Source organism: Enterobacter sp. Lyrl_3 (genome assembly GCF_051948675.1).
In the GTDB taxonomy this organism is placed as follows: domain Bacteria; phylum Pseudomonadota; class Gammaproteobacteria; order Enterobacterales; family Enterobacteriaceae; genus Enterobacter; species Enterobacter cloacae.
This window is the reverse complement of record NZ_JAYJLI010000012.1, coordinates 74,625-99,722: the sequence shown is the minus strand read 5'-3', so window position 1 is coordinate 99,722 and position 25,098 is coordinate 74,625. Positions and strand designations below refer to the sequence as shown.

The 25,098-nt window shown below is 52.2% G+C and carries 26 protein-coding genes; 13 read left to right on the top strand and 13 right to left on the bottom strand.

The genetic code is table 11. The annotated features are described in order from the left end of the window. Positions 1-120 precede the first annotated feature (120 nt). From VF709_RS18935 to VF709_RS18900, 8 genes are all read right to left on the bottom strand, one after another. Positions 121-438, bottom strand: coding sequence for a phage tail assembly protein (locus VF709_RS18935; RefSeq protein ID WP_149896877.1), 318 nt, complete (start codon positions 436-438; stop codon positions 121-123). 52 nt (positions 439-490) lie between these two features. Further along, positions 491-1,015, bottom strand: a complete 525-nt coding sequence (locus VF709_RS18930; protein WP_128311344.1) for a phage major tail tube protein — start codon at positions 1,013-1,015, stop codon at positions 491-493. Beyond that, a complete protein-coding gene (locus tag VF709_RS18925; protein ID WP_149896878.1) occupies positions 1,015-2,442 on the bottom strand; it encodes a phage tail sheath subtilisin-like domain-containing protein in 1,428 nt (475 codons plus the stop codon). The genes VF709_RS18930 and VF709_RS18925 overlap by 1 nt, the downstream gene beginning before the upstream one ends. Further along, positions 2,432-2,629, bottom strand: coding sequence for a hypothetical protein (locus tag VF709_RS18920; protein ID WP_128311340.1), 198 nt, complete (start codon positions 2,627-2,629; stop codon positions 2,432-2,434). Before VF709_RS18920 ends, VF709_RS18925 begins: the two co-directional genes overlap by 11 nt. After that, positions 2,626-3,084, bottom strand: a complete 459-nt coding sequence (locus VF709_RS18915) for a Gp37 family protein (RefSeq protein WP_128311339.1) — start codon at positions 3,082-3,084, stop codon at positions 2,626-2,628. The genes VF709_RS18920 and VF709_RS18915 overlap by 4 nt, the downstream gene beginning before the upstream one ends. 129 nt (positions 3,085-3,213) lie before the next feature. Beyond that, on the bottom strand, positions 3,214-3,528 hold the full coding sequence (locus VF709_RS18910; RefSeq protein ID WP_149896880.1) for a hypothetical protein: 315 nt from the start codon (positions 3,526-3,528) through the stop codon (positions 3,214-3,216). A gap of 12 nt (positions 3,529-3,540) precedes the next feature. Beyond that, positions 3,541-4,107: a transglycosylase SLT domain-containing protein gene (locus VF709_RS18905; RefSeq protein WP_375148650.1), complete on the bottom strand. Its 567-nt coding sequence runs from the start codon at positions 4,105-4,107 to the stop codon at positions 3,541-3,543. Between the two features lie 44 nt (positions 4,108-4,151). Continuing rightward, positions 4,152-4,439 carry a putative holin gene (locus VF709_RS18900; RefSeq protein WP_149896882.1) on the bottom strand — a complete coding sequence of 96 codons (288 nt, stop codon included), beginning with the start codon at positions 4,437-4,439 and terminating at the stop codon, positions 4,152-4,154. Between the two features lie 417 nt (positions 4,440-4,856). Between VF709_RS18900 and VF709_RS18895 the strand changes: the two genes are divergently transcribed. Next, the gene (locus VF709_RS18895) at positions 4,857-5,204 is read left to right on the top strand and encodes a Mor transcription activator family protein (protein WP_149896883.1); all 348 of its coding nucleotides are present in this window, start codon (positions 4,857-4,859) and stop codon (positions 5,202-5,204) included. A gap of 61 nt (positions 5,205-5,265) precedes the next feature. Here VF709_RS18895 and lysC read toward each other — a convergent pair whose 3' ends face one another. Further along, complete coding sequence (gene lysC, locus VF709_RS18890; protein WP_013095032.1) at positions 5,266-6,615, bottom strand: lysine-sensitive aspartokinase 3; 1,350 nt, start codon at positions 6,613-6,615, stop codon at positions 5,266-5,268. A gap of 375 nt (positions 6,616-6,990) precedes the next feature. On the opposite strand from lysC, the gene pgi reads away from it, so the two are divergent. From pgi to VF709_RS18865, 5 genes are all read left to right on the top strand, one after another. Beyond that, positions 6,991-8,640, top strand: a complete 1,650-nt coding sequence (gene pgi, locus VF709_RS18885) for a glucose-6-phosphate isomerase (RefSeq protein WP_020686615.1) — start codon at positions 6,991-6,993, stop codon at positions 8,638-8,640. 367 nt (positions 8,641-9,007) lie between these two features. Next, positions 9,008-9,250, top strand: coding sequence for an exopolysaccharide production protein YjbE (gene yjbE, locus VF709_RS18880; RefSeq protein ID WP_013095034.1), 243 nt, complete (start codon positions 9,008-9,010; stop codon positions 9,248-9,250). A 63-nt stretch (positions 9,251-9,313) separates the two neighbouring features. Next, positions 9,314-9,952 carry a YjbF family lipoprotein gene (locus VF709_RS18875; RefSeq protein ID WP_013095035.1) on the top strand — a complete coding sequence of 213 codons (639 nt, stop codon included), beginning with the start codon at positions 9,314-9,316 and terminating at the stop codon, positions 9,950-9,952. After that, a complete protein-coding gene (locus VF709_RS18870) occupies positions 9,949-10,686 on the top strand; it encodes a capsule biosynthesis GfcC family protein (protein WP_072200518.1) in 738 nt (245 codons plus the stop codon). The genes VF709_RS18875 and VF709_RS18870 overlap by 4 nt, the downstream gene beginning before the upstream one ends. Further along, a complete protein-coding gene (locus tag VF709_RS18865) occupies positions 10,686-12,782 on the top strand; it encodes a YjbH domain-containing protein (RefSeq protein WP_029882648.1) in 2,097 nt (698 codons plus the stop codon). The genes VF709_RS18870 and VF709_RS18865 overlap by 1 nt, the downstream gene beginning before the upstream one ends. A 55-nt stretch (positions 12,783-12,837) precedes the next feature. Here the strand turns inward: VF709_RS18865 and VF709_RS18860 are convergent, their stop codons facing one another. Then, a complete protein-coding gene (locus VF709_RS18860) occupies positions 12,838-13,290 on the bottom strand; it encodes an acyltransferase (protein WP_013095038.1) in 453 nt (150 codons plus the stop codon). A gap of 96 nt (positions 13,291-13,386) precedes the next feature. Here VF709_RS18860 and psiE point away from each other — a divergent pair, with 96 nt between their 5' ends. From psiE to VF709_RS18835, 5 genes are all read left to right on the top strand, one after another. Continuing rightward, positions 13,387-13,797, top strand: a complete 411-nt coding sequence (gene psiE, locus VF709_RS18855) for a phosphate-starvation-inducible protein PsiE (protein WP_000202963.1) — start codon at positions 13,387-13,389, stop codon at positions 13,795-13,797. A 146-nt stretch (positions 13,798-13,943) separates the two neighbouring features. Then, positions 13,944-15,638, top strand: coding sequence for a PTS transporter subunit EIIC (locus VF709_RS18850; protein ID WP_013095039.1), 1,695 nt, complete (start codon positions 13,944-13,946; stop codon positions 15,636-15,638). Next, positions 15,635-16,678, top strand: coding sequence for an oxidoreductase (locus tag VF709_RS18845; protein ID WP_040023628.1), 1,044 nt, complete (start codon positions 15,635-15,637; stop codon positions 16,676-16,678). The genes VF709_RS18850 and VF709_RS18845 overlap by 4 nt, the downstream gene beginning before the upstream one ends. 2 nt (positions 16,679-16,680) lie before the next feature. Continuing rightward, entirely contained in the window at positions 16,681-17,541 is an 861-nt protein-coding gene (locus VF709_RS18840) for a DUF7916 family protein (RefSeq protein ID WP_045294813.1), read from the top strand. Between the two features lie 40 nt (positions 17,542-17,581). Further along, positions 17,582-18,286: a GntR family transcriptional regulator gene (locus tag VF709_RS18835; RefSeq protein WP_062856587.1), complete on the top strand. Its 705-nt coding sequence runs from the start codon at positions 17,582-17,584 to the stop codon at positions 18,284-18,286. A 103-nt stretch (positions 18,287-18,389) separates the two neighbouring features. On the opposite strand, the gene malG is transcribed toward VF709_RS18835, so the two are convergent. The 3 genes from malG to malE all read right to left on the bottom strand — a co-directional run bounded on the left by malG (position 18,390) and on the right by malE (position 22,143). Then, positions 18,390-19,280, bottom strand: a complete 891-nt coding sequence (gene malG, locus VF709_RS18830) for a maltose ABC transporter permease MalG (protein ID WP_013095043.1) — start codon at positions 19,278-19,280, stop codon at positions 18,390-18,392. A 14-nt stretch (positions 19,281-19,294) separates the two neighbouring features. Beyond that, positions 19,295-20,839 carry a maltose ABC transporter permease MalF gene (gene malF / locus VF709_RS18825; RefSeq protein WP_020686620.1) on the bottom strand — a complete coding sequence of 515 codons (1,545 nt, stop codon included), beginning with the start codon at positions 20,837-20,839 and terminating at the stop codon, positions 19,295-19,297. Between the two features lie 113 nt (positions 20,840-20,952). After that, positions 20,953-22,143 (bottom strand): maltose/maltodextrin ABC transporter substrate-binding protein MalE, encoded by a 1,191-nt coding sequence (gene malE / locus VF709_RS18820; RefSeq protein WP_014830274.1) that lies wholly within the window; start codon positions 22,141-22,143, stop codon positions 20,953-20,955. A gap of 371 nt (positions 22,144-22,514) precedes the next feature. Here malE and malK point away from each other — a divergent pair, with 371 nt between their 5' ends. Together malK and VF709_RS18810 are read left to right on the top strand one after the other, a co-directional pair. Beyond that, positions 22,515-23,624, top strand: a complete 1,110-nt coding sequence (gene malK / locus VF709_RS18815; protein WP_008500080.1) for a maltose/maltodextrin ABC transporter ATP-binding protein MalK — start codon at positions 22,515-22,517, stop codon at positions 23,622-23,624. 71 nt (positions 23,625-23,695) lie between these two features. Then, positions 23,696-25,003 (top strand): maltoporin, encoded by a 1,308-nt coding sequence (locus VF709_RS18810; RefSeq protein WP_013095047.1) that lies wholly within the window; start codon positions 23,696-23,698, stop codon positions 25,001-25,003. The last annotated feature ends 95 nt before the right edge of the window (positions 25,004-25,098 follow it).

Below are 25,098 nucleotides of genomic sequence, written 5' to 3'. Positions count from 1 at the left end.
GAACCGGGGCCGGGCCAGGAAACCCGCAGGCGTTAAGCCTGCGAATCGTATTCGTGTTTAATCTGAGTGCCAGCTTCATCCAGCCAGCAGGCGAAATCGTCAGTAGTCAAAGCATCAATTTCAGCTGGCTGAAAGTGAAACCACTTCGCCAGCAACGCCATCGCCTGCCACAACAGCTGTGGGTTCTGTAGCCATACTAAGCATGGATTGAAATCGTTTCTGCAGCGCCTGATAGTCGAGCAAATCCATCTCTGAGAGATCTTCCGGTACCAGCCCGGTCATTGCTGCCATTAGCGGTTCGTCCCATTCTTCCGGTTTATCACTGGCGCGGCGAGCGGTGCGCATATCTTTTACCTTCAGACGGCGTAATCGAAGTTCGGCGATATGTTCTCCGGTGGCAGAGGTAAATGGAAACTGGAGAGTATATTTTTCGGTCATGTTGTAATCCTTATTAATAACTTTAAATTCGGGGCCGAAGCCCCGAAAAAAATCAACCGCCGATATTATTGCGGTATGCGTTTAGCTGATCCGTCCCGTTAACGCGGAAAATATTAGCCAGATAATCCAGTTCCAGCAGTGTTTCACCGTCAATGACCTGTTTAATATAGGTACAACCAAAGGCGCTGCTAAATTCTGGATTTTCATTCTGTTTGAATGTACCCAGCGGATTCTTTTTAAACATCACTGTCATATGCGTGACCAGTGCTAATTGATCTGCTTTCCCCTGAGAGTTATAGCAGTCAATACTGGAGCGGCATTGTAAAGCGACTGCCTGCCACGGATTGGCCGTTTTGCGCATTACTTCATGATAGAAAGAGTTCCATTTAATCTCTCCTTCCAGTTTATCAAAACCCGCTGGCAGCTCGATTTTCCCAACCATACCAAGCGCCTTATGTTCTTGCATAATCATGCTGACATCAGGCAGTTTAATTTCGGTTGCTCGACCTAAAAGATTATTACCATCGAGATAAATATTCGCATTGGTAATACGGTTGATTTGAATTTTTCCAGCCATTAGTGATTGCTCTCCAGAGAAACTAAATATTCAGAGGTAATTTCTGTTTCAAATGTCAAACGCTCCAGTGGCGGTGGCGGTGTGAATTTGTAGCTCAGCAGCAAATGACCGGCAGCCAGTTCCGTTTGTTCGTTACGCGCTGGGTCGTACCAGCATTCGAAACCTAAGAGCGCGCCATCTGCAATGAGTTTGCGTCCCCAGGTATTAACCGATTCAGTTAACGCATCAATCAGCGCCTGGTTAATTGGCATATCCATATATTGTTGACTGAAATAACGAATAGATTCGTTAATAACATCGCCAGTACGGCGCACGTTTTCAAAATTGCGCATATGCGTCACTGTCGGCCAGGCCGCAGTACGGTTACCCCACAGACGCAAACCAGAGCCATAACTATTGAAAACCGTCGTGATACCGTTTTCGTTGAGTTGATTCACTTCACTTTGGGGATCGTCGATCATGGCGCTCAGAGAACGTTCTACGCCGGTAATACCCTGAATTTCCTGGTTTGAGTTGCTCCACCAAAATCCTTTTTCCAGATCGATTTTAGCGCGCAGGCCCGCTGCTCGGGACGAGAGCGGCTCCAGGACTTCCGTATTTGCTGTGCTGTCGTATACTTTTACGTGTGGATAGCACAGGCGAGCACGGTCGGAACTTGTATTAAAATTAATCGTGCCCGTCGATCCTCGCCCTGCCAGTACTTGCTGGAAGGTCGTACCGATCGGCGCATCGATATAACTAATCGCACCCAGATTTTCAGCCTGAGCAATCAGCTCAGTTGCCACAGATTTTTGGGTACAGAATACAGGGGCAATTAAAATTTTTGCAAAAAAACCGAACAGGTTATACGTATCCTGTAGCACTTTCATTCCGGTGCGATCGCCTGCGGCATTTACGGTACCAATTATTTCAGCTGCAGTAACTTTCGTTGGGTCGGAATAGGTATAATTAACAAACGCTTTGGTTCCTGGTGTTAAGTTATTACCCATGCAGGTAATTCTACCCGTCAACATATCGACGGTATAATCTGAATCTTTTGTATAAGGAATGCCGGCATTAATGCTGCGACCAATAGCCAGGGACTGGATTCCCCCATGTTTAAGTTGAATCTTGCTATTGTCATCAACTGTAACGCTTTCACTTGCGATCGTACTTTTGTGTACTGACGGATCTAATACGTTAATGACTACTACGGTGCCTGCACCATGATCATAGATGGCATTTAGCGCCTGCGGAATGGTCGTATTGGCTGTTGCAAAACCAAACTGCGCGGCATCGCTTTCAGAAAGGCATAACGTTGCCTTATTGACAGGACCGCTGATGGCTGTACCAATCAGACCAATCACTGCGGATTTTACTGCTTTAACCGGACGTGGACCGGCTTCGATTTCAAGGGTTTCTACACCATGTAGGTAATTAGCTGCCATGTACAACATCCTCTGCGTTAGTTTCTGTTTCTTCCGTGACAACTGGCGATAGGTGCCGGCGAGCAATCATAGTTTTGACCCACTCATTGTCTTCAGGCAGATCGATCTCGCTATTTGTCCACAATAAAATTTCCTGGCCATTGGAGAGCGTGACGCCGCTTGCCGGGCCGTGATAAACATATTTCATACAGTTTCGTCCTTATAGTTAACGACCGTAAGCAGGGGTAAATCCTTGCTTACCTGATTAGCAATAAACGGCATGCTGGAGGCCAACTCCAGTATGTAACGGCAAAGGCCTGAGTTCTCACCGAGATACTTTTCGTTATCTGGCCAAAGTGGACGATCGCATCCGGGAAGAATAATTCCTCCCAACGCATCACGAATACGATCCAGTGCATTTATTGCTTCACTGATTTTTGGAACAATTACGGTAGCAGCCATCTTGAGTGTTCGTTTCAATACAATTGCATCAGTACTTTCCAGAGAGGTAAAGGTCGAGCCACAATATTGTAATAGTACAGTCACCTTATTTGCTGCTGGAATATATTCCAAGGGGTCTATCTCTGAAATAAACACATCCAGTTCAGGAACGGATTTTTGTAGTCTATTGATTACAGTATTGATAATGGTTAATGTTTCCAATGTCACTCTCCTTAGTTGTCCGGTGAGAGTTGTCTCCCCCCTCCGTAATAGTTCGGGTATATCTTTACTGATTTATCCTGAATTTTCTTCTAATTTAATTTAGTAAAAAAATAAAAGGTGCTTTTTAGATTAATGGCTTCCACGTTGAATGAGTTCTATCTTGCTATAAACGGCATCCAGCTTTGCTTCTATAACAGCTTGTCCTCGAAGGTAGTCTTCTCTGCGAACATAATGCAGAGGAAGGTCTGCTCTGAATTCCAGAAATTCACGTTCTAGTCTTGTCCATCCAATTTCTGTTTCACGCCGGGCAATTTCAAGTGTTTCAAAACGTTCATTCAACTGCTTTAAAATTTGCGCTAAAAGAAGCTTTCCGCATGCAAACATTAATCCTGCGAACGAAAGCAGGAATGAGATAAGTTCCCAAAAATCGATACTGAGCTTCATTATTACCTCTGTTTAAGAGATGCAACTTGCTGGCCCCCATAACAAATAAAGTGATGCCCGATTAAATAAAATGTTTTTGGGATAATGTCGATTCTCACGCCAGTTTGCCGCACTACGTCCGGCATTAACCCGTTCTACATGCCCAAACCAGAGGGAAGGATCAAGTCCTTTTGATGTGGCCAGCCTTTTATCTTTATTAACCCAACCTTGCCCACCATTGTATGCACTCAGCGTAAATGCCATTCGTTGGCAGTTATCTCTCGCCTGGAGAGAATTCCAGAGTCGACGGTCATATTGCACCAACGCACGTATGGCCCAGGTGGGGTTGTAAGGCGCATTATCGCGTAATTCTGGATAAAGCTTGCTTATCCATGTTGCCGTTTCGGGCATAAACTGTGCCATACCGGTAGCCCCCGCCGGAGAGCGCGCCATGATATTCCAGCCTGATTCTTGATGTATTTGTCCGGAGAAATCTGCGACAGGCGCGTTAAGCCCCCAAATTTCTCTGGTGGTACGAATCAGTTCATTTCGCCATTGTAATGATTCACGCGGAGGGCTTTTTGCCTCGGCCATTGGCATACTGGCGATTATATATAACAAGTAAATGAATCTTTGCCGCATAGTTACAACCCCAGTGCAACAGCAAGACAGGTCGCCGCAACGAGAATAGCGCGGCGAATCATTGCTGCCGCGCAGCACAAAGATTCTTCCCAGGGACAAAAAGAGTCAGGGCGAGCCCAGGGAAAAAGGCTACGGTCGAGCCAATAACCAACCACCGCTGAGAGTGATACAAGGCTGAGTTTGTAAATAGCAACAGGAATTTGTGCGGGTGATGTCCAGCCGATAAGTGCAAAAAGCAATACAGATGAGATTAACCAACCTGATAGCCGGGGAATCGTTTTCTTTGGCATAAACTGTCTCCTGATAAGTGGAATTCCATACTCACGACATAGCCGGTAAAAAGAACGAAAACCACTTTAGAAAATAATTTCTGTCATCTATTTTTAGTTTTTTTGAAATTTGTTTAAAAGATTTATTAAAAGTGAGGCGTACGATTTCTTTGATGACGCCGAAAAGCGCTTATAAGATGGTGTGCATTATAGATGTCCAATCTAAGGATAAATTCAATGAATGATATAGCGATATGTTCAGATGAATAATTTCTATGGCTAATTAATTAACTCATAATAACTAACTGATTGAGATATATGAGTAAATGTATTCATTAAAAATTTATATGTATTTATGGTGAGTTATTGCTTTTTTCTGATTTCCGCACCTACAACAGTACTGGAAAATACCTGGTGCAAAAAACATGGAGATGAAAAATGATTGATAAGTCTGTGGAGATGACTCGGTTCCCTGAAATTATTAACGATCTGGCGTTTCATGCGTCCCAGGTGCTTATTGAAAGCATAAATCTTGATAGCGAATCAGCAACGAATGTTGGCCAGGCTATAGCTGACAGGATGATGAGGAACTGGGGGGGACAAAGCATCTATTTCCCCAAGGGCATTTCTGGTAGGGCTTCTGAACGGGATTACAAGATCTATAGTGAATGTGACGGTCGTAACTATGCCGAGCTGGCAAAAAAATACAATCTGACGCTACAGTGGATCTACAAAATCGTAAAGCGTGTACATAAGGAAAAGCAGAAACATCAGCACATTGCATAAGGTACAGGCTCGAATATGGCGTAAAGCATTCTACGCAATACGCCATAGTTAGTATTGACGCTTATTCAAACAAATTCTGATGAAGTTTCTGCACCACCTGTTCTGCCTGCTCAGCAGGCACCAGGAAGCAGAGGTTGTAGCTGGAGGCACCGTAGCAAATCATGCGGATATTGAACGGGTCGAGCACACCGAAGACCTCTTTGCCCACGCCACAGGCGCGCGACAGCTTATTGCCGATGATGGCTACCAGCGCCAGGTTTTCTTCTACTTCCACGCGGCACAGTTCTGACAGCTCAATCAGCAGCGACTGCGTCAGCAGGGTGTCACCCGTTGAGGTTGAACCGGTGGTGTCCAGCGTCAGTGCGATACTCACTTCGGAGGTGGTGATCAGATCCACGGAGATGTTATGACGCGCCAGGATGCCAAACACTTCCGCCAGGAAGCCGCGCGAGTGCAGCATATTATGGCTGTGCAGCGTAACCAGCGTTTGCTTACGGCGCAGGGCCAGCGCGCGGAACAGCGGTGGATTTTCGGTTTTCTTGCACACCAGCGTACCGCCCGCTTTCGGATCTTTACTTGAACCGACGAAGACCGGGATATCACTACGCACGGCAGGCAGCAGCGTTGCCGGGTGCAGCACTTTGGCACCGAAGGTCGCCATTTCCGCCGCTTCTTCAAACGCAATCACATCAATACGTTTTGCCGCAGAGACGACGCGTGGATCGGTGGTGTAAATCCCCGGGACGTCAGTCCAGATATCTACACGGGTCGCGTGCAGCGCTTCACCCAGCAGCGCCGCGGTGTAATCACTGCCACCACGGCCAAGCGTGGTGGTGCGTCCTTTGGCTTCGCTGCCGATAAAGCCCTGGGTGATCACGATCCCCTCATCCAGGCGCGGGACCAGCTGCTGATTGGTCAGCTCGGCCAGCGCTTCCACGTCCGGCTCGGCGCGGCCAAAGCGATCGCTGGTGCGCATGATTTTACGCACGTCGAACCACTGTGCCTGAACGTTACGTTCACGCATGATTTCAACAAACAGCAGGGTGGACATGAGCTCACCGTGGCTGACCAGCTCATCGGTCAGGGCGGTGGAGGTGGCCAGAGAAGCCGCTTCTGCCAGCGTGGTGATATTTTCCAGCAGACGCTCCACTTCTTCGCGGATCACGTTCGGGTTCTGCAGACGTTCAAGGATATCGAACTGAATTTTGCGCAGTGCGTCCAGCTTAACGAAGCGCTCGGTGGCCTCCAGCCCTTCAGACAGAGAAACCAGCAGGTTCGTCACGCCAGCAGAGGCAGAAAGCACTACCAGGCGGGTATTCGGATCGGCCAGCACCACATCGGCGCTGCGGTTCATGGCATCGTAATCTGCCACACTGGTGCCGCCAAACTTGGCGACCACAAAACTCGTCATAACAACCTCGTGTCAGGGAATGAATAAAGCGACCATGGCACAAGAATGAAACGAAAACAGGTGCAGGCGCAAAATACGGCCCTATAAATAAAATGCGGGGGAGGTCCTGTCAATGCCGGGATTATGCGGATTTTTCATGGGGGGGTACCCCTGAGAAACAGGACTTATAACAGGGCCATATTTTATGCTTCGTTTTCCCCGGTTTTGACCGACATTTCGCCGCCACGGGTGGGCGCGTCAGCAGCTATACTTTTCGGGTCTTTTCACCTGCGTTTGATGCAGGCCAGGGCAATGGCATAAAAACCATCACAATTTTTATTTGCAGGCGCTACAATCGACCGCAGTCACAATTCTCAAATCAGAAGAGTATTGCTAATGAAAAACATCAACCCAACGCAGACCGCTGCCTGGCAGGCACTACAAAAACATTTTGATGAAATGAAAGACGTCACCATCGCGGAGCTGTTCGCGAAAGATGCCGATCGTTTCAACAAATTCTCCGCGACCTTCGATGATCTGATGCTGGTGGATTTCTCCAAAAACCGCATCACCGAAGAGACGCTGGCGAAACTGCAGGATCTGGCGAAAGAGACGGAACTGGCAGACGCCATCAAATCCATGTTCTCCGGTGAGAAGATCAACCGTACCGAAGACCGTGCCGTGCTGCATGTGGCTCTGCGTAACCGTAGCAATACGCCAATCATCGTTGACGGCAAAGATGTGATGCCGGAAGTGAACGCGGTGCTGGAAAAGATGAAAGCCTTCTCTGAAGCAATCATCTCCGGAAGCTGGAAAGGCTATACCGGCAAAGCCATCACCGACGTGGTGAACATCGGTATCGGCGGTTCTGACCTCGGCCCGTTCATGGTGACCGAAGCGCTGCGTCCATACAAAAATCATCTCAACATGCACTTTGTCTCCAACGTCGATGGTACCCACATCGCCGAAGTGCTGAAGAACGTGAACCCGGAAACTACACTGTTCCTGGTGGCCTCTAAAACCTTCACCACCCAGGAAACCATGACCAACGCCCACAGCGCGCGCGACTGGTTCCTGAAAACCGCAGGTGACAACAAGCACGTGGCGAAACACTTCGCAGCGCTGTCCACCAACGGTAAAGCGGTTGGCGAGTTCGGTATCGACACCGCGAACATGTTCGAGTTCTGGGACTGGGTTGGTGGCCGCTACTCTCTGTGGTCTGCGATCGGTCTGTCCATCATTCTCTCCGTGGGCTTCGACAACTTTGTTGAGCTGCTCTCCGGCGCGCACGCGATGGACAAACACTTTTCCACCACCGCACCTGAGAAAAACCTGCCGGTGCTGCTGGCGCTGATCGGTATCTGGTACAACAACTTCTTCGGCGCAGAGACCGAAGCGATCCTGCCGTACGACCAGTACATGCACCGCTTCGCGGCTTACTTCCAGCAGGGCAATATGGAATCCAACGGTAAATACGTTGACCGTAACGGCAACGCGGTGGATTACCAGACTGGCCCAATCATCTGGGGTGAGCCAGGCACCAACGGTCAGCACGCGTTCTACCAGCTGATTCACCAGGGGACCAAAATGGTACCGTGCGATTTCATCGCCCCGGCTATCACCCATAATCCACTGTCTGATCACCATCCTAAACTGCTGTCTAACTTCTTTGCTCAGACCGAAGCGCTGGCGTTTGGTAAATCCCGCGAGGTGGTAGAGCAGGAATATCGTGACCAGGGTAAAGATCCGGCCACCCTGGAACACGTTGTGCCGTTCAAAGTTTTCGAAGGCAACCGTCCAACCAACTCCATCCTGCTGCGTGAAATCACGCCGTTCAGCCTGGGTGCGCTGATTGCCCTATATGAGCATAAGATCTTCACGCAGGGCGCAATCCTGAACATCTTCACCTTCGATCAGTGGGGCGTTGAGCTGGGTAAACAGCTGGCGAACCGTATTCTGCCTGAACTGGGTGATGACAAAGCGATCAGCAGCCACGACAGCTCGACAAATGGTTTGATTAACCGTTATAAAGCATGGCGCGCGTAATTAAATCGTCATAAAAACGTGCCGGCGATATGCCGGCATTTTTTTATCAGACAATTCCTGATGTCTGTTATTTAACTCAAATTCCCGTTATGAGTTTTATCCGAAAATACCTTTTAACCCGTTAATGAGTGCGGTTTATTTTAGGATTATACGGAGAGTTCTTTTTGTCTTGTGTAATTATATCTTTTTGATTTTTAACGTATAATTTATTAGTTAATTATTCTTATACTTCACATTTATCCAATATTCCGAAAACCCTTCCTCTATTTATCCGTACGGCAAACCCTCTGCTTTAGTTGTGTATACTCGAATCCGCCTGAATTTCTTTTCGGGCAAATCTCCATTCATTCATTGAAGGGAAATTGTTATGAAGAAAGTACTGTATGGCATTTTTGCCATATCTGCACTTGCGGCGACATCTGTCTATGCAGCTCCGGTTCAGGTCGGGGAAGCAGCAGGGTCGGCAGCGACGTCTGCGTCTGCGGGGAGTTCTACCGCGGCCAGCACCAGCACCGTAAGTTCAGCCGTGGGTGTCGCGCTGGCGGCAACCGGTGGCGGTGATGGCTCCAATACCGGAACCACGACCACTACGACGACCAGCACCCAGTAATTCCGGGTGTTTTAATCATAACCACACTTCGGTGTGGTTATTTCGCCCCTTCGGAGAAGAGTCGTGAAGCGACCTGCAATCATCCTGATTTGCCTGCTGTTGCAGGCGTGCTCGGCCACCACCAAAGGGCTGGGCAACTCACTGTGGGACAGCATATTCGGTACGCCGGGTGTGCATTTGACCGATGATGAACTTCAGAACATGCCGTATGCCAGCCAGTACATGCAGCTCAACGATGGTCCGCAACTGTTTGTGGTGCTCGCTTTCGATGAAAACGGGCAGCAGAAATGGGTGACGCAGGATCAGGCCACCATCGTGACGCAACATAGCCGTATTGTGAAAACCCTGCTCGGTGGCGATAACCTTCTTGAGGTCAACAACCTTGCGGCCGATCCGCTCAGCAAACCGAACCAGATCACCGACGGGGCAAGCTGGACGCGGACAATGGGCTGGACGGAACACAAGCAGGTACGTTACGCCACCGCCCGCTCTACCTTCCGCTGGGACGGTACGGACAGCGTCAGGGTAGGCAGCGACGAAACCCGGGTTCGCGTACTGGATGAAGAGGTCACGACCGATCGGGCGACCTGGCATAACCGTTTCTGGGTGGATGATGAAGGGCAGATCCGCCAGTCCCTGCAATATTTGGGTGCCGGATTCTTCCCGGTTAAAACCACGCTGATCAAGGCCGCGAAATCATGAAAACACTTATTCGCGTTGCGCTGATCGCAAGCTTTGCCACACCGCTCGCCTGGTCTGCCGGGACGGTGAAGGTCTACACGCCGGACAGCACGCAGCCCAAAACGTTGACGAACGCCGGCCACCTGATCGATCTCGTCGGCCAGCCAAGGCTGGCAAACAGCTGGTGGACAGGTGCGGTGATCGCCGAGCGGCAGGCAACGGTGGCGGCGGAACAAAAGCACAAGGCGCTGCTCGCCAGATTAACGGGGTTAGCAGAGCAGGAAGACGGCGACGATGCGGCAGCCATTAACAGCCTTCGCCAGCAGCTTCTGGCGCTGAAGGTTACCGGAAGACAAAACATCAATCTCGATCCGGATGAAGTCCGCGTGACGGAAAAAGGCAATCCGGCTCTGGAGGGAGATTACACGCTCTGGCTCCCTGCGCAGCCTTCCACCATCACGGTGATGGGGCTTATCAGCAGCCCGGGTAAAAAACCGTTTACTCCTGGCCGCGACGTGGCGAGCTATCTCGACGAGCAGAGCCTGCTGAGTGGTGCGGATAACAGCTACGCCTGGGTGATTTATCCTGACGGGAACACGCAAAAGGCGCCGGTCGCGTACTGGAACAAGCGGCATGTCGAACCCATGCCAGGCAGCATCATTTTTGTCGGTTTTGCCGACCATTTCTGGACGAAGGCATATGACGGGCTGAATGCCGATATCCTTCATTCCCTGACACAGCGGATACCGGAATAATGAAAAAGACCTATCTCTACAGCATGCTGGCACTGTGTGTGAGTGCCGCCTGTCATGCAGAAACGTATCCGGCACCCATTGGTCCGTCTCAGTCAGACTTCGGTGGCGTCGGTTTACTGCAAACCCCTACCGCGCGTATGGCGCGAGAAGGGGAAATTAGCCTTAACTATCGTGATAACGACCAGTACCGCTACTATTCTGCATCCGTACAGCTGTTCCCATGGCTCGAAACCACGCTGCGCTACACCGACGTACGAACGAAACAGTACAGCAGCGTGGATGCGTTCTCCGGCGATCAGACCTACAAAGACAAAGCCTTCGATCTCAAACTGCGCCTGTGGGAAGAGAGCTACTGGATGCCGCAGGTATCCGTGGGGGCCAAAGATATCGGCGGTACCGGCCTGTTCGACGCGGAGTACATTGTCGCCAGTAAGGCCTGGGGGCCGTTTGACTTCTCGCTGGGGCTTGGCTGGGGCTATCTCGGCACCAGCGGCAACGTGAAAAACCCGTTCTGCACCTACAGCGACAAATTCTGCTATCGCGACAACAGCTATCAGAAAGCGGGTTCCATTAACGGTGACCAGATGTTCCACGGCCCGGCTGCCCTGTTTGGCGGCGTGGAGTATCAGACGCCGTGGCAGCCGCTGCGCCTGAAGCTGGAGTACGAAGGTAACGACTACTCGCAAGAGTTCGCCGGAAAGATTGAGCAAAAGAGCAAGTTTAACGTCGGCGCCATTTACCGCGTCACCGATTGGGCCGACGTTAACCTCAGCTACGAGCGCGGCAACACCGTGATGTTTGGCTTTACGCTGCGCACCAACTTTAACGACATGCGGCCGCACTATAACGACAACGCGCGGCCTGCATACCAGCCGGAGCCGCAGGATGCCATTCTGCAGCACTCCGTGGTGGCCAACCAGCTGACGCTGCTGAAGTACAACGCCGGTCTGGCGGATCCGAAAATCCAGGTGAAAGGCGATACGCTGTACGTGACCGGTGAGCAGGTGAAATACCGCGACTCGCGGGAAGGGATCGAACGTGCAAACCGGATCATCATGAACGATCTGCCGGAGGGGATCCGCACGATCCGCGTAACGGAGAACCGCCTGAACCTGCCGCAGGTGACGACGGAAACGGACGTGGCCAGCCTGAAGCGCCATCTGGAGGGTGAGCCGTTGGGGCATGAAACCGAGCTGGTACAAAAACGCGTTGAGCCGATCGTGCCGGAGACGACCGAGCAGGGCTGGTATATCGATAAATCGCGCTTCGATTTCCACATCGACCCGGTGCTAAACCAGTCTGTCGGCGGGCCGGAAAACTTCTACATGTACCAGTTGGGCGTGATGGCAACGGCGGATCTGTGGGTGACCGACCACCTGCTGACCACCGGCAGCCTGTTTGGCAACATTGCCAACAACTACGACAAGTTCAACTACACTAACCCGCCGAACGACTCGAAGCTGCCGCGCGTGCGTACCCGCGTGCGTGAGTACGTGCAGAACGATGCCTACGTAAACAACCTGCAGGCCAACTACTTCCAGTACTTCGGCAATGGCTTCTACGGCCAGGTCTACGGCGGTTATCTGGAAACCATGTATGGCGGCGCGGGGGCGGAAGTGCTTTATCGTCCGGTGGACAGCAACTGGGCGTTTGGTATTGATGCTAACTACGTTAAACAGCGTGACTGGCGCAGCGCGCAGGACATGATGAAGTTCACCGACTATAGCGTGAAAACCGGCCACCTGACGGCCTACTGGACACCGTCGTTCGCCCAGGACGTGCTGGTGAAAGCCAGCGTGGGCCAGTACCTGGCGGGCGATAAGGGCGGCACGCTGGATATCTCCAAACACTTCGACAGCGGAGTGGTGGTCGGTGGTTACGCCACCATCACCAACGTCTCGCCGGACGAATACGGGGAAGGGGACTTCACCAAAGGGGTGTATGTGTCGATTCCGCTGGATCTGTTCTCATCCGGTCCAACCCGCAGCCGTGCGGCCATTGGCTGGACGCCGCTGACGCGCGACGGGGGCCAGCAGCTGGGTCGTAAGTTCCAGCTGTATGACATGACCAGTGATAAGAACATTAACTTCCGCTGATAGCCCTCATCCTTTTCTGTTGTAGGCCCGGTAAGCGCTTGCGCCACCGGGCCACTCACAAGCGGCGCAGCAGCCTCGCCGGGTTTCCCGCATAAACGCCTTTCTCGGTGATGGATTTGGTCACCACGCTCCCCGCACCAATCACCACCCCGTCGCAGATGGAGACCGCCAGGATGGTCGCCCCGCTGCCTATCGACACATCATTTCCCACAGTAATGCGTCCCCAGCTGTTCCGGTCAGTATTGGGTTTGCCGTCGCGGAACATATCGTTGGCAAACATCACCCCATGGCCAATGAAACAGCGTTCGCCCAGGGTGACGTATTCGCAAATGAAGGTGTGCGACTGAATTTTGCTCTCGTCGCCAATGCGCGTATTGCCCTGAATTTCAACAAACGGGCCGATAAACACACCGTTGCCAAGCACGCAGTCATAGAGATTGCAGGGCTCATACAGGGTGACATTTTCACCACAGGTTACGTTGCGAACCCCGGTAGGTCTGCGCTCCATTCGTTACCTCCGTACATAAAACATAATTAAAAAATATAGATCCACGTCACATTTTTGCGTTATACAGGAACCTCGCCCTGGAGAATGAGGTGCTGTATGACATCCCTGACTCGCCCGCGCGTTGAGTTCATCTCAACTATCCTCCAGACCGTGCTCAACCTCGGTCTGCTGAGCCTTGGCCTGATCCTGGTCGTCTTTTTGGGTAAAGAGACGGTGCATCTGGCGGATGTACTGTTCGCCCCCGAGCAAACCAGCAAATATGCGCTGGTGGAAGGCCTGGTGGTCTACTTTCTCTACTTTGAATTTATCGCCCTGATTGTGAAGTATTTCCAGTCAGGCTTTCACTTCCCGCTGCGCTATTTTGTCTACATTGGGATCACCGCGATAGTGCGGCTGATCATCGTCGATCATAAATCTCCCCTTGATGTGCTGATCTACTCGGCGGCGATCCTGCTGCTGGTGATCACGCTCTGGTTGTGTAATTCGAAGCGGCTGAAGCGCGAATAGGCGCTCTGACGCGGAAGAGATGCGGTCAAAATGTGATCTATATAGATTTAATTTAAAACTATATAGTTTTAAATGTGTGGCAGTTCAGGAATACGCGGTACTGAAATTAACTGCCACATACTTAATCTATTCGACAGGTGATCTGCATGGCCCACTCTTCAATACTGGAGCGGATAACTGACGTCTCGCAAAAGCTGGCATCAGAAGTCCATCTTCGAAGTCTACGGGACAGTTTTATTATTTCTGTCCCGTTCCTTGTCCTGGCTGGACTCTTCATTATGCTTAATTATGTTTTTCTCGATCCGAAAGGCATATTGAGCGGTCTGTTATCCACTGACACCCTGGTACAGCTACGCAATATTGGCGAGCGCGTTCTTAACGGAACAATGAATATTTTATCGCTGATGCTGGTGATATTAATTGCGTATCATATTGCCAGTAAGAAAAAACACCCTACGCCAGTCATACCCGCTATGGTTGCGCTGGCGGTGTTTTATGCATTAATGCCCATTGAAACCGTGCAAACCCTGGCCGATGGTCAGCAGGCTCGGCTTACCGGGATGGTCTCCTATGGCAGTACCAATGCTGGCGGTGTCTTTCTGGCAATACTGACGGCGGTGTTATCAACAAATCTTTTTTTATGGATTTCGAAAAATAAAAAATTACAGATCCGGCTAGGAGATGATGTGCCTTCCATGGTGGTGCAATCCTTCCAGTCGATGTTTTCAATTATGCTAACCGTCGCTATTTTCGCGCTGGTTGCATTTAGCGTTAATCTTTTCCTTCATACTGAAATCCCGACGCTGATTCAGCATCTCATCCAGGCGCCGCTGGTACATTTAACGACTAATTTATCCGGTTTTCTGGTGTTAACGACCCTGACAAATCTTCTCTTTTCGTTGGGGATACATCCGGGTGGGATTATTAATCCCATTCTTGAACCTCCCTTGCTGGTAGCGATGCAGGAAAACATGTCCGCCTTTGCCAGCGGGCAGATCCCACCCCATATTATCGTTCTGCCATTTCGCGATCTGTATGGTCATATGGGAGGAACCGGGAGCACGCTGGCCCTGCTGCTGGCAGTGTTTGTTCGAAGCCATATGTCCAGCCACCGTAACTTTTCCAGAACGGTGATTGCCCCAGGCATTTTTAATATTAACGAGCCGGTCATTTTTGGTTTCCCGGTACTCTACAACCCGTTAATGATGATCCCTTTTATCCTTTATCCGCAAATTAATTTTACGATCGCGTACTTTGCAACCGCCTGGGGGTGGGTCTCAAAAATTGTTGCCTACGTTCCCTGGTCAGTGCCTCCGCTTATTTCTGGCTGGCTCGGATCCGGCGGTGATTTTCGTAATGTCATTTTGCAGATCCTGCTATTAGCGCTTGGGGTCGTAATCTATTTACCTTTTTTAACCGCCTATGAGCGTTCGTTAATCAAACGCAGCAATGAAACGATAATTAATACTCTCGCCTCTGAGTCAGAAATAACGCTGCAGGAGGACAATGATATTCATCGGTTGGATGGGAAAACCATTATTCTGGCCTGCAATGAAGGTATGTCGACCTCTTTGATGGCCAGCAAAATGCGAAAATATTGCGAAAGCCAGAATTGTACGCTCAATGTGTATGCCGTGAATGCAGGTAAACTGGTCGATGAATATAAAAACGCCCAGCTTATTTTGCTGGGTCCGCAAATCGCGTATCTCCAGGAAACCATTCTTCAGGATATCAATCACCACTGCCCGGTGATCCCCCTTGACCCTCAGCACTTCAGCAAACTTGATGGACCGGAGGTAATTCATGCCGCCCTGCCATACTTTAAAAAGGAATCCGTATGATTAACTGCGCCTATATTGGCTTTGGTAAAAGCGCCACGCGCTATCATCTCCCTTATGTTTTATGCCGCAAGGATAAATACAACGTAAAGCGTATTTATGATATTGCGCGTAAGCCAGAGGTTGAAGCGCAGCCGCACTATCAACACATCTGTTTTACCTCCCGGCTGCAGGATATTCTGGAAGATAATACGCTTCAGCTGGTGGTTATCTGCACCCATCCTGATAGCCATTTTGAGTATGCCCGGCTATGTCTGGCACACGGCAAAAACGTGCTGGTCGAGAAACCTTTTACAACCACCCCAGAAGAAGCGAAAACGCTGTTTGCTCTGGCGAGAGAAAAGGGCTTAACCGTCTCTCCGTTTCAAAACCGACGTTTTGATAGCTGTTATTTGACCATGAAACAAGCGATTGAGAGTGGTAAACTGGGGGAAATTGTCGAGATCGAAAGCCATTTTGACTATTTTCGCCCGGCGTCGGAAACCTGTCCCGGCAGTTATTTCGACGGCGCGTTTTATGGCCTTGGCGTGCATACGCTCGATCAAATTATCGCCCTGCTGGGGCGTCCGCAGCAGGTCGGGTACCATCTTCAGCGCCAGAGAAACCCGCTCAACCCTGACGACGCCTTCACCGTTCACCTCTATTACCCGAAGACGACCGCGATCGTGAAAACCAGCCATCTGGTGAAAATACCCTCGCCGAGATTCACGGTACACGGTACGCGAGGCTCGTTTATTCGCTATGGTATCGACCAGCAGGAAACCAGCCTGAAGGCGGGCATTATGCCTGGGCACCCAGGGTTTGGTGAAGATCGTGAATGCGCGGTGCTGGAGTATATTGATGACGCGGGATGTTCTGTCCGGGAGGAACTGCCGGCGGTACCCGGCGACTACGGACGCGTTTATGACGCGCTTTACGACACACTCTCCTCAGGCAAGGCCAACTATGTCAGCGAGCATGAAGCGTTAACCAATCTCGACATTTTGCAAAAGGCATTTCAACAGCCAACGCCTGCCATCGTTTCTCTCGAAGAGGAGGCGTAAAGATGAAACGGCTTCTGAATTGCCGGGCCAGCGACTTTCGTGGCCCCATTACCGGCGATAGCTTACGAGATGCCATCAGCGCCAGCGAAGGGCGCGTCATTATGGCCGAAATTGCCGTGCAGGCGCCCCCGCTGTTTGCAGAGGTGACGAATGCGGAATTGTTGTGCGCGTTTGGCGCCGACCTTCTGCTGCTCAAGGGGATCCATTTTCAGCGGCCCGCATTGAACGGCGGAGAAGAACGTTTTGGCGCCGATCCTGTCAGCCAGGTGAAATGCCTGACGGGGCGTTTAACAGGCGTCAATTTTGAAGTCCTGCCCGCAGACGATCTCTCCAGCCCCGGCGCTTTTCTGCCTGCGCATCTGGAGGCAGTGCGGCATGCGGATTTTTACTGCCTGACCGGCTATGACAAACCCGGGGTGACGGCCGGGCGTATGTGTCAGGCGATAGCGGCGCTCAGGGCGCAAACCGATAAGCTGATTCTGGCCGCGAAATTTTATACTTCCGGGCTGGCGCAACCTCAGGAGTATGCTGGCTATATCAGTGCAGGCGCAGATGGCGCTATCTTTTCGGCACCAGGCGGATGCCGGGGGGCATCGGAAGGGCGCGTCAGCCACATTGCGCAGGCAGTGCAGTCGCTGGGAGGGCTTGCCATCACCACGCTGAGCAGTAGTCAGGAAGGTGCGGATTGTGCTACGGTGCGCGACATTGGCCTGGCCAGTAAACGTTGCGGTAGCGACATGCATAATTTTGGCGACGCAGGGGTGGCAGGCATGGCCGACCCGGAAGCGCTGAATGCCTTATCCCTCGCTATCCGTGGCCGACGGCACACCTGGGTGCGTATGGCAGCATCCCTGTCTCGTTAATTTGAGTCGGCCCTGTAAGGGGCCGTTTGCGGAGAGCGTTATGCCTAAGTATATGGAGATCTACCATGAAGTGCGGCGGCGCATTATGGTGGGCATCTATGCTCCCGACAAAAAATTGCCCGAAGGGGCAAGGCTCGCCGTTGAATTTGGATGTAGCGAGCTAACCATCACCAAAGCGCTGGATTTGCTCGTCCGCGAGGGACTGGTGCTGCGCAAGCGTGGGCTAGGCTCGTTTGTTAAGCGCCAGGTTTCTGCGGCAAGCAACTCACACCTGATAGGCACCGCGCAGCGCTGCGCCACTCAGGGGAAAACCCTTACCACTCGCGTGCAGTTATATACCGCCGTGCCTGCCTCTGCCGATATCGCGCAAAAATTGCAAATCCCTGAGGGTGAACTGGTGCATGAAATCCACAGGGTACGCGTCATAGCGGAGATCCCTTCCATCGTGGAGTACACCTGGATGCCTGTCGCGCTCTTTCCTCGTCTGGCTCTGAGCCATGTTCAGCATTCCATTTACGCGTACATTACCCATGAGCTGGGGTGTACCGTCCATAGCGCACATATGAAAGTCACCGGGCGAAACGCCAGCGAGCAGGAAAGGGTGTGGCTGGAGCTGACCGAACCTACCACGCTTATACAGGTGGAACAGACGGCATTTCTCGATAACGGCAAGCTGTTTGAATACTCCTGCGCCCGCCATCTCTGGCATACCTTTAACTTTGAGACTGACTTTGTGCGTGTCTGACCCATAAAAAAATGGCGCTCCGAAGAGCGCCTAACAACAGTCACAAGTTGGGTTAATACAATACGTCTAAAGTTGAGGGTTGCAGTGGCATAACAGATGAAACTTAACCTTTCACACCGCCCGCCGTCAGGCCGTTGACCAGCCAGCGCTGCGCCAGCAGGAACACCACGGTAATCGGGATGGCAGAGAGTACGGCCGCCGCGGCAAAGTCGCCCCACAGGTAGTTTTGCGGGTTGAGGTATTGCTGCATACCCACGGCCAGGGTGTAACTATTCACATCACGCAGTAACAGAGACGCGACCGGCACTTCGGTGATGGCGGCGATAAACGACAGGATAAATACCACTGCCAGGATAGGCACCGACAGCGGCAGCAGAACCAGACGGAACGCCTGCCATGGTGTCGCGCCATCCAGCGCCGCCGCTTCTTCCAGCGAGCCGTCGATGGTTTCGAAATAACCTTTGATGGTCCACACATGCAGGGCGATACCGCCAAGATAGGCGAAGATCACGCCGCCGTGGGTGTTCAGGCCGATAAACGGCACATACTGGCCCAGGCGGTCAAACAAGGCATACAGCGCCACCAGAGAGAGCACCGCCGGGAACATCTGGAAAATCAGCATCCCTTTCAGCAGTGAAGCCTTGCCCGGGAACTTCATACGGGCGAAGGCGTACGCACAGGTGGTGGAGAGCGTCACGATGCCGATCGCGGTGATGGTCGCCACTTTCACCGAGTTCCAGAGCCACAGCAGTACCGGGAACGGCGGCGGGGTAACGCGGCCATCGGCATGCTCCACGCTGAAGCCCAGCGCAAGCTTCCAGTGCTCCCAGGAGATTTCGTCCGGGATCAGGCTGCCGGTAGCGAAGTTACCCGAACGCAGGGAGATGGCGATGACCATCAGCAGCGGGAACATGATCGCCGCAATAAAAATCAGCAGCCCTAAATGTGTCGCCAGGAGGCGCAGTTTCTGAGATTTGGGTTGTACCATAGCCATGATCGATGCCCTCCTTAGTCAAATTTCATACGTGTGGCTTTCAGGTTCACTATCGCCAGCGCGCCAACCAGCAGGAAGATCAGGGTGGCAATCGCTGCCGCCAGACCAAAGTCCTGACCGCCGCCGCCTTCAAAGGCGATGCGATAGGTGTAGCTCACGAGCAGGTCGGTATAGCCGGCTGGCGTGGTGGTACCGAGACGATCCGGGCCACCGTTGGTCAACAGCTGAATCAGCACGAAGTTGTTAAAGTTGAAGGCAAAGCTGGCAATCATCAGCGGAGTCAGCGGCTTGATGAGCAGCGGCAGCGTAATCTTAAAGAAGTTCTGGAACGGACCCGCGCCATCCATTGCCGAGGCTTCATACAGGTCGTCCGGGATAGCCTTCAGCAGGCCCATGCACAGGATCATCATGTACGGATAACCCAGCCAGGTGTTGACGATGATAATCATCGAACGGGCGGTGGTCGGGTCGCTGAACCAGGCCGGTTTGATGCCGAACAGCGCGCTCAGCATCATGTTGATTTCACCGAAGCTCTGGTTAAACAGCCCTTTGAAAATCAGAATTGAGATAAACGACGGTACGGCATACGGCAGGATCAGCAGCACGCGGTAGATCGCTTTGCCTTTCAGGGCTTCCCACTGCACGAGGCAGGCCAGCACCATACCCACGGCAACGGTCAGGAGTACCGTCAATACGGAGAAGACCACCGTCCAGACGAAGATAGCAAAGAACGGCTTCTGGATCCCTTCGTCGGTAAACACGCGGGTAAAGTTGTCCCAGCCGATAGTCACGGTATAGCCCGGGCTGAGTTTGTCATCGCCCCAGCTGCCGTCGGCGTTTACAGACTGATAGAAACCAATATCGTTGTTCGGACGGTACTTCACGCCGCTCTGGTTATTCGTCAGCGTGCCGTCATCCGCCAGGGTATAGAGTGGCTGCGTGCCGGAGAACTGGCGCAGCGAGCTCATGGTCACTTTGCTTTCGTCCGGCAGCACGGCGGTGAGCTGAGTCAGCGCCTGACGGTTCTGGGTAATGATACGCAGGTTAGCGCGTTCGCCTTCCGGCAGGGCAGGGGCCTCTTTTAAGGCCAGCTTCTGCTCGCCGCCAAATTTGAAAGCATCGGAAATATAGGTTTTGCCGCTCTCGCCGTCAGTCAGTGCTAATTTCCATTCGTCGCCCGCAGGATACAAACCAAAGTTGAAGGTCTTTCCTGCCTGATAAGAACGGTCCAGAAGCACCTGAGTGGCGCGCTCTTGCGCGAGCTGGTTGGTGCTGCTGTAGTTAGTGAATGCGATAGCGATAGTACAGATCAGCGGGAACAGGACAAACAGCCCCATCCCGGCCACGCCCGGATAGACATAACGCCAGGCATATGCCTTACGGTTGGCGAAAATATACAGGCCAGCAGAGCTTAAAATCAGCGTCATGATGGCGAACAGATATTCCCCTTGTACGTACATTAAAACAACAAGGTAACCCACCAGCAGACAGAGCAGACCGATCGCTGACCACTTCAGCACGTCGCTTTGCCACCAATGTTTCTTTTTAATGACATCCATGGGGTTCTTCCTCTACAACGTTTGATCTTTTCTCCCTCTCCTGGGGGTGAGGGCGTGCGGATAGCGACAACCCTCACCCTAACCCTCTCCCAGAGGGAGAGGGGACTACGGCATTACTTAGTAATACGACCCTGCGCATCTTTCAGCGCGGCATCGACAGTCTGACGACCGCTTGCGGCGTTAATCACCGCAGTACGGGTGGCATACCAGAACGCGGCCATCTGTGGGATGTTCGGCATGATTTCGCCTTTCTGGGCGTTATCCATGGTTGCCGCGATGCGTGGGTCTTTCGCCAGCTGATCCTGGAAGGATTTCAGCGCAACGGCACCCAGCGGTTTGTCCTTGTTCACTTCATCCAGACCCTGATCGGTCAGCAGGTAGTTTTCGAGGAACTCTTTCGCCAGCTCTTTGTTCGGGCTGGCGGCGTTGATACCTGCGCTCAGCACGCCAACAAACGGTTTAGACGGCTTGCCGTTGAAGGTTGGCAGCAGCGTCACGCCATAGTTGATTTTGCTCTTGTCGATGTTGGTCCAGGCCCACGGACCGTTGATGGTCATCGCGGTTTCGCCTTTGTTGAACGCCGCTTCCGCGATGGAGTAATCGGTATCCGCGTTCATGTGTTTGTTCTTGATCAGATCGACCAGGAAGGTCAGACCCGCTTTCGCACCCGCGTTGTCCACGCCCACGTCTTTGACGTCATATTTGCCGTTTTCAAACTTGAACGCGTAACCGCCATCGGCAGCAATCAGCGGCCAGGTGAAGTACGGCTCCTGCAGGTTGAACATCAGCGCGCTCTTACCTTTCGCTTTCAGCTCTTTATCCAGTTTCGGGATCTCTTCCCAGGTTTTCGGCGGGTTAGGCACCAGGTCTTTGTTATAAATCAGAGACAGGGCTTCCACTGCAATGGGATAAGCGATCAGCTTGCCGTTATAGCGAACGGCGTCCCAGGTGAACGGGAACAGTTTGTCCTGGAAGGCTTTATCAGGCGTGACTTCCGCCAGCAGGCCGGATTGTGCATAACCCCCGAAACGGTCATGCGCCCAGAAGATGATGTCCGGGCCGTCACCGGTTGCCGCAACCTGCGGGAATTTCTCTTCCAGCTTGTCCGGGTGTTCTACGGTGACTTTGATACCGGTGTCTTTTTCGAATTTTTTACCCACTTCGGCCAGGCCGTTATAGCCTTTGTCGCCGTTAATCCAGATAACCAGCTTACCTTCTTCAATTTTGGCGAGAGCCGGTGCGGAAATCATCATTGCTGCAAGGGCGGACAATGCGAAAACGCGTGCGCCAGTCTTGATCTTCATATCTGCCATCCTTTTTTGGTGATGTGCTCGTGGATACATAAGGTGGTTCAACGTCACTCAGTCTCCTTATTTGACATCCTCTTTCCATCCTCCCAACCCCTACGCCCCACCCCCGGTTTGTGTGATCTGTGTTGCATAAATTTAAGTTATGAGTGCTGGCGCACATAAAAACACGCTGAATTTTGCAGGTGGGGTCACGAATTTCGCCTCAGCCCGCCAGCTGCGGTCGCAGAGCCTGCTCTCTCATCCTCCCGCCTCCTCCCCCATAAAAAAGCCGGGGGGTGGAGGATTCGCGAAAGTAATGGATACCCCATAGTGAACTTATCTTGAATGTTTCTGTCGGTGACAGGTTGTAACGAAGGGAGAAGGGCATGGCGAGCGTACAGCTGCGTAATGTAACGAAAGCCTGGGGCGACGTAGTGGTGTCAAAAGACATCAATCTCGACATCCACGAAGGTGAATTCGTGGTGTTTGTTGGCCCATCTGGCTGCGGTAAATCAACTCTGCTGCGTATGATTGCCGGTCTTGAAACCATCACCAGCGGTGATTTGCTGATTGGTGATACCCGAATGAACGACATTCCGCCTGCCGAACGTGGCGTTGGCATGGTGTTCCAGTCTTATGCACTTTATCCCCATCTCTCCGTCGCCGAGAACATGTCCTTTGGCCTGAAGCTGGCGGGGGCGAAAAAAGAGGTAATTAACCAGCGCGTCACGCAGGTGGCGGAAGTGTTACAGCTGGCACACCTGCTGGAGCGTAAACCGAAGGCGCTTTCCGGTGGTCAGCGTCAGCGCGTCGCGATTGGCCGTACGCTGGTTGCCGAACCACGCGTCTTCCTGCTGGATGAACCACTTTCTAACCTGGATGCCGCGCTGCGCGTCCAGATGCGTATCGAAATCTCCCGTCTGCATAAACGTCTTGGCCGCACGATGATTTACGTCACCCACGATCAGGTCGAAGCGATGACGCTGGCCGACAAAATTGTGGTGCTGGACGCAGGCCGCGTGGCACAGGTGGGTAAACCGCTGGAGCTGTATCACTATCCGGCAGACCGCTTTGTTGCGGGCTTTATTGGCTCGCCAAAGATGAACTTCCTGCCCGTCAAAGTCACGGCGACAGCCATTGAACAGGTACAGGTGGAGTTGCCAAACCGTCAGCAAGTCTGGCTGCCGGTCGACAGCGCCAACGTACAGGTGGGGGCCAACATGTCCCTCGGTATTCGTCCTGAACATTTACTGCCGAGCCACATCGCCGATGTGACGCTGGAAGGTGAAGTTCAGGTCGTCGAACAACTTGGTCACGAAACACAGATTCATATCCAGATCCCCGCCATCCGTCAGAACCTGGTCTACCGCCAGAATGACGTGGTGTTGGTAGAAGAGGGTGCCACATTCGCTATCGGTTTGCCGCCAGAGCGTTGCCATCTGTTCCGCGAGGATGGCACTGCATGTCGTCGGCTGCACAAAGAGCCAGGCGTTTAAGCAATCCCAAAAGAAGACACGAAACCGACAGGTCAAGTGTTCAAAGAAAAGCAATGATCTCAGGAGATAGAATGATGATTACTCTGCGCAAAGTCCCTCTGGCACTCGCCATTGCGGCAGGCATTATGTCTGCCCAGGCAGGCGCTGTAGACTTTAAAGGTTATGCTCGTTCCGGCATTGGCTGGACCGGGAGTGGCGGTGAACAACAATGTTTCCAGGCAACCGGTGCTCAAAGTAAATACCGTCTCGGTAACGAATGTGAGACGTACGCTGAGCTGAAACTGGGCCAGGAAGTGTGGAAAGAGGGCGACAAGAGCTTCTATTTCGACACTAACGTAGCGTATTCCGTTTCTCAGCAGAACGACTGGGAATCCACCAGCCCGGCCTTCCGTGAAGCTAACGTGCAGGGTAAAAACCTGATTGAGTGGCTGCCAGGCTCCACCATCTGGGCCGGTAAGCGCTTCTATCAGCGTCATGACGTTCACATGATCGACTTCTACTACTGGGACATCTCAGGTCCTGGTGCCGGTATTGAAAACATCGATCTGGGCTTTGGTAAACTCTCTCTGGCAGCTACTCGCTCTTCTGAATCAGGCGGTTCTGCAACCTTCGCCGATCGTGATGCCAACGGCGACCGTGTTTATGACAACGTTGTACCTAACGACGTCTTCGACGTGCGTTTAGCCGGTCTGGAAACTAACCCGGGCGGTACGCTGGAGCTGGGCGTTGACTATGGTCACACCAACATTCCTGACGACTACTACCTGCAGCCTGGCGCTTCTAAAGATGGCTGGTTATTCACTGCTGAACACACCCAGAGCATGATGAAGGGCTTCAACAAGTTCGTACTGCAGTACGGTACGGATTCCATGACCTCTAACGGCAAAGGTATTCCACAGGGCGGTAGCGTTGATAACGATGGCTCCATGTGGCGTGTGCTGGACCACGGTGCAATCACCCTGGCAGACCGTTGGGACCTGATGTACGTCGGTATGTACCAGAACATCGATCGTGACAACAACAACGGTACCGAGTGGTGGACCGTGGGTGTTCGTCCGATGTTCAAATGGACGCCAATCATGAGCACCCTGCTTGAAGTGGGCTACGACAACGTCAAATCTCAGAGAACTGACGAGAAGAACAGCCAGTACAAAATCACCCTGGCACAGCAATGGCAGGCAGGCGACAGCATCTGGTCCCGTCCGGCTATCCGTGTCTTCGCAACCTACGCGAAGTGGGATGAGAAATGGGGTTACGCAAACAACAGCGACACTGGCTACACCTCCGGTGTGGCTTACAGTGACACCTCTGCGAAAACCTTCAGCCGTGGCGACAACGATGAGTGGACCTTCGGCGCCCAGATGGAAATCTGGTGGTAATTCGTTAGACCTGACGTAATGACCTGAAAAGAGGGGCGCAAGCCCCTCTCTCCTTAGGGTGCTGCGCGCTATTGCCTGGCCACCGCAGTGCTCAC

Bases quoted from the DNA above. Each gene is read 5' to 3' on its own strand.
- VF709_RS18840 (WP_045294813.1), top strand. From the start codon at position 16,681: ATGAAACGGCTTCTGAATTGCCGGGCCAGCGACTTTCGTGGCCCCATT.
- VF709_RS18925 (WP_149896878.1), bottom strand. From the start codon at position 2,442: ATGGCAGCTAATTACCTACATGGTGTAGAAACCCTTGAAATCGAAGCC.
- VF709_RS18935 (WP_149896877.1), bottom strand. From the start codon at position 438: ATGACCGAAAAATATACTCTCCAGTTTCCATTTACCTCTGCCACCGGA.
- yjbE (WP_013095034.1), top strand. From the start codon at position 9,008: ATGAAGAAAGTACTGTATGGCATTTTTGCCATATCTGCACTTGCGGCG.
- VF709_RS18860 (WP_013095038.1), bottom strand. From the start codon at position 13,290: ATGGAGCGCAGACCTACCGGGGTTCGCAACGTAACCTGTGGTGAAAAT.
- malE (WP_014830274.1), bottom strand. From the start codon at position 22,143: ATGAAGATCAAGACTGGCGCACGCGTTTTCGCATTGTCCGCCCTTGCA.
- VF709_RS18810 (WP_013095047.1), top strand. From the start codon at position 23,696: ATGATGATTACTCTGCGCAAAGTCCCTCTGGCACTCGCCATTGCGGCA.
- VF709_RS18835 (WP_062856587.1), top strand. From the start codon at position 17,582: ATGCCTAAGTATATGGAGATCTACCATGAAGTGCGGCGGCGCATTATG.
- VF709_RS18845 (WP_040023628.1), top strand. From the start codon at position 15,635: ATGATTAACTGCGCCTATATTGGCTTTGGTAAAAGCGCCACGCGCTAT.
- VF709_RS18930 (WP_128311344.1), bottom strand. From the start codon at position 1,015: ATGGCTGGAAAAATTCAAATCAACCGTATTACCAATGCGAATATTTAT.
- VF709_RS18865 (WP_029882648.1), top strand. From the start codon at position 10,686: ATGAAAAAGACCTATCTCTACAGCATGCTGGCACTGTGTGTGAGTGCC.
- psiE (WP_000202963.1), top strand. From the start codon at position 13,387: ATGACATCCCTGACTCGCCCGCGCGTTGAGTTCATCTCAACTATCCTC.
- VF709_RS18870 (WP_072200518.1), top strand. From the start codon at position 9,949: ATGAAAACACTTATTCGCGTTGCGCTGATCGCAAGCTTTGCCACACCG.
- malG (WP_013095043.1), bottom strand. From the start codon at position 19,280: ATGGCTATGGTACAACCCAAATCTCAGAAACTGCGCCTCCTGGCGACA.
- lysC (WP_013095032.1), bottom strand. From the start codon at position 6,615: ATGACGAGTTTTGTGGTCGCCAAGTTTGGCGGCACCAGTGTGGCAGAT.
- pgi (WP_020686615.1), top strand. From the start codon at position 6,991: ATGAAAAACATCAACCCAACGCAGACCGCTGCCTGGCAGGCACTACAA.
- VF709_RS18920 (WP_128311340.1), bottom strand. From the start codon at position 2,629: ATGAAATATGTTTATCACGGCCCGGCAAGCGGCGTCACGCTCTCCAAT.
- VF709_RS18910 (WP_149896880.1), bottom strand. From the start codon at position 3,528: ATGAAGCTCAGTATCGATTTTTGGGAACTTATCTCATTCCTGCTTTCG.
- malK (WP_008500080.1), top strand. From the start codon at position 22,515: ATGGCGAGCGTACAGCTGCGTAATGTAACGAAAGCCTGGGGCGACGTA.
- VF709_RS18850 (WP_013095039.1), top strand. From the start codon at position 13,944: ATGGCCCACTCTTCAATACTGGAGCGGATAACTGACGTCTCGCAAAAG.
- VF709_RS18905 (WP_375148650.1), bottom strand. From the start codon at position 4,107: ATGCCAATGGCCGAGGCAAAAAGCCCTCCGCGTGAATCATTACAATGG.
- VF709_RS18895 (WP_149896883.1), top strand. From the start codon at position 4,857: ATGATTGATAAGTCTGTGGAGATGACTCGGTTCCCTGAAATTATTAAC.
- VF709_RS18900 (WP_149896882.1), bottom strand. From the start codon at position 4,439: ATGCCAAAGAAAACGATTCCCCGGCTATCAGGTTGGTTAATCTCATCT.
- malF (WP_020686620.1), bottom strand. From the start codon at position 20,839: ATGGATGTCATTAAAAAGAAACATTGGTGGCAAAGCGACGTGCTGAAG.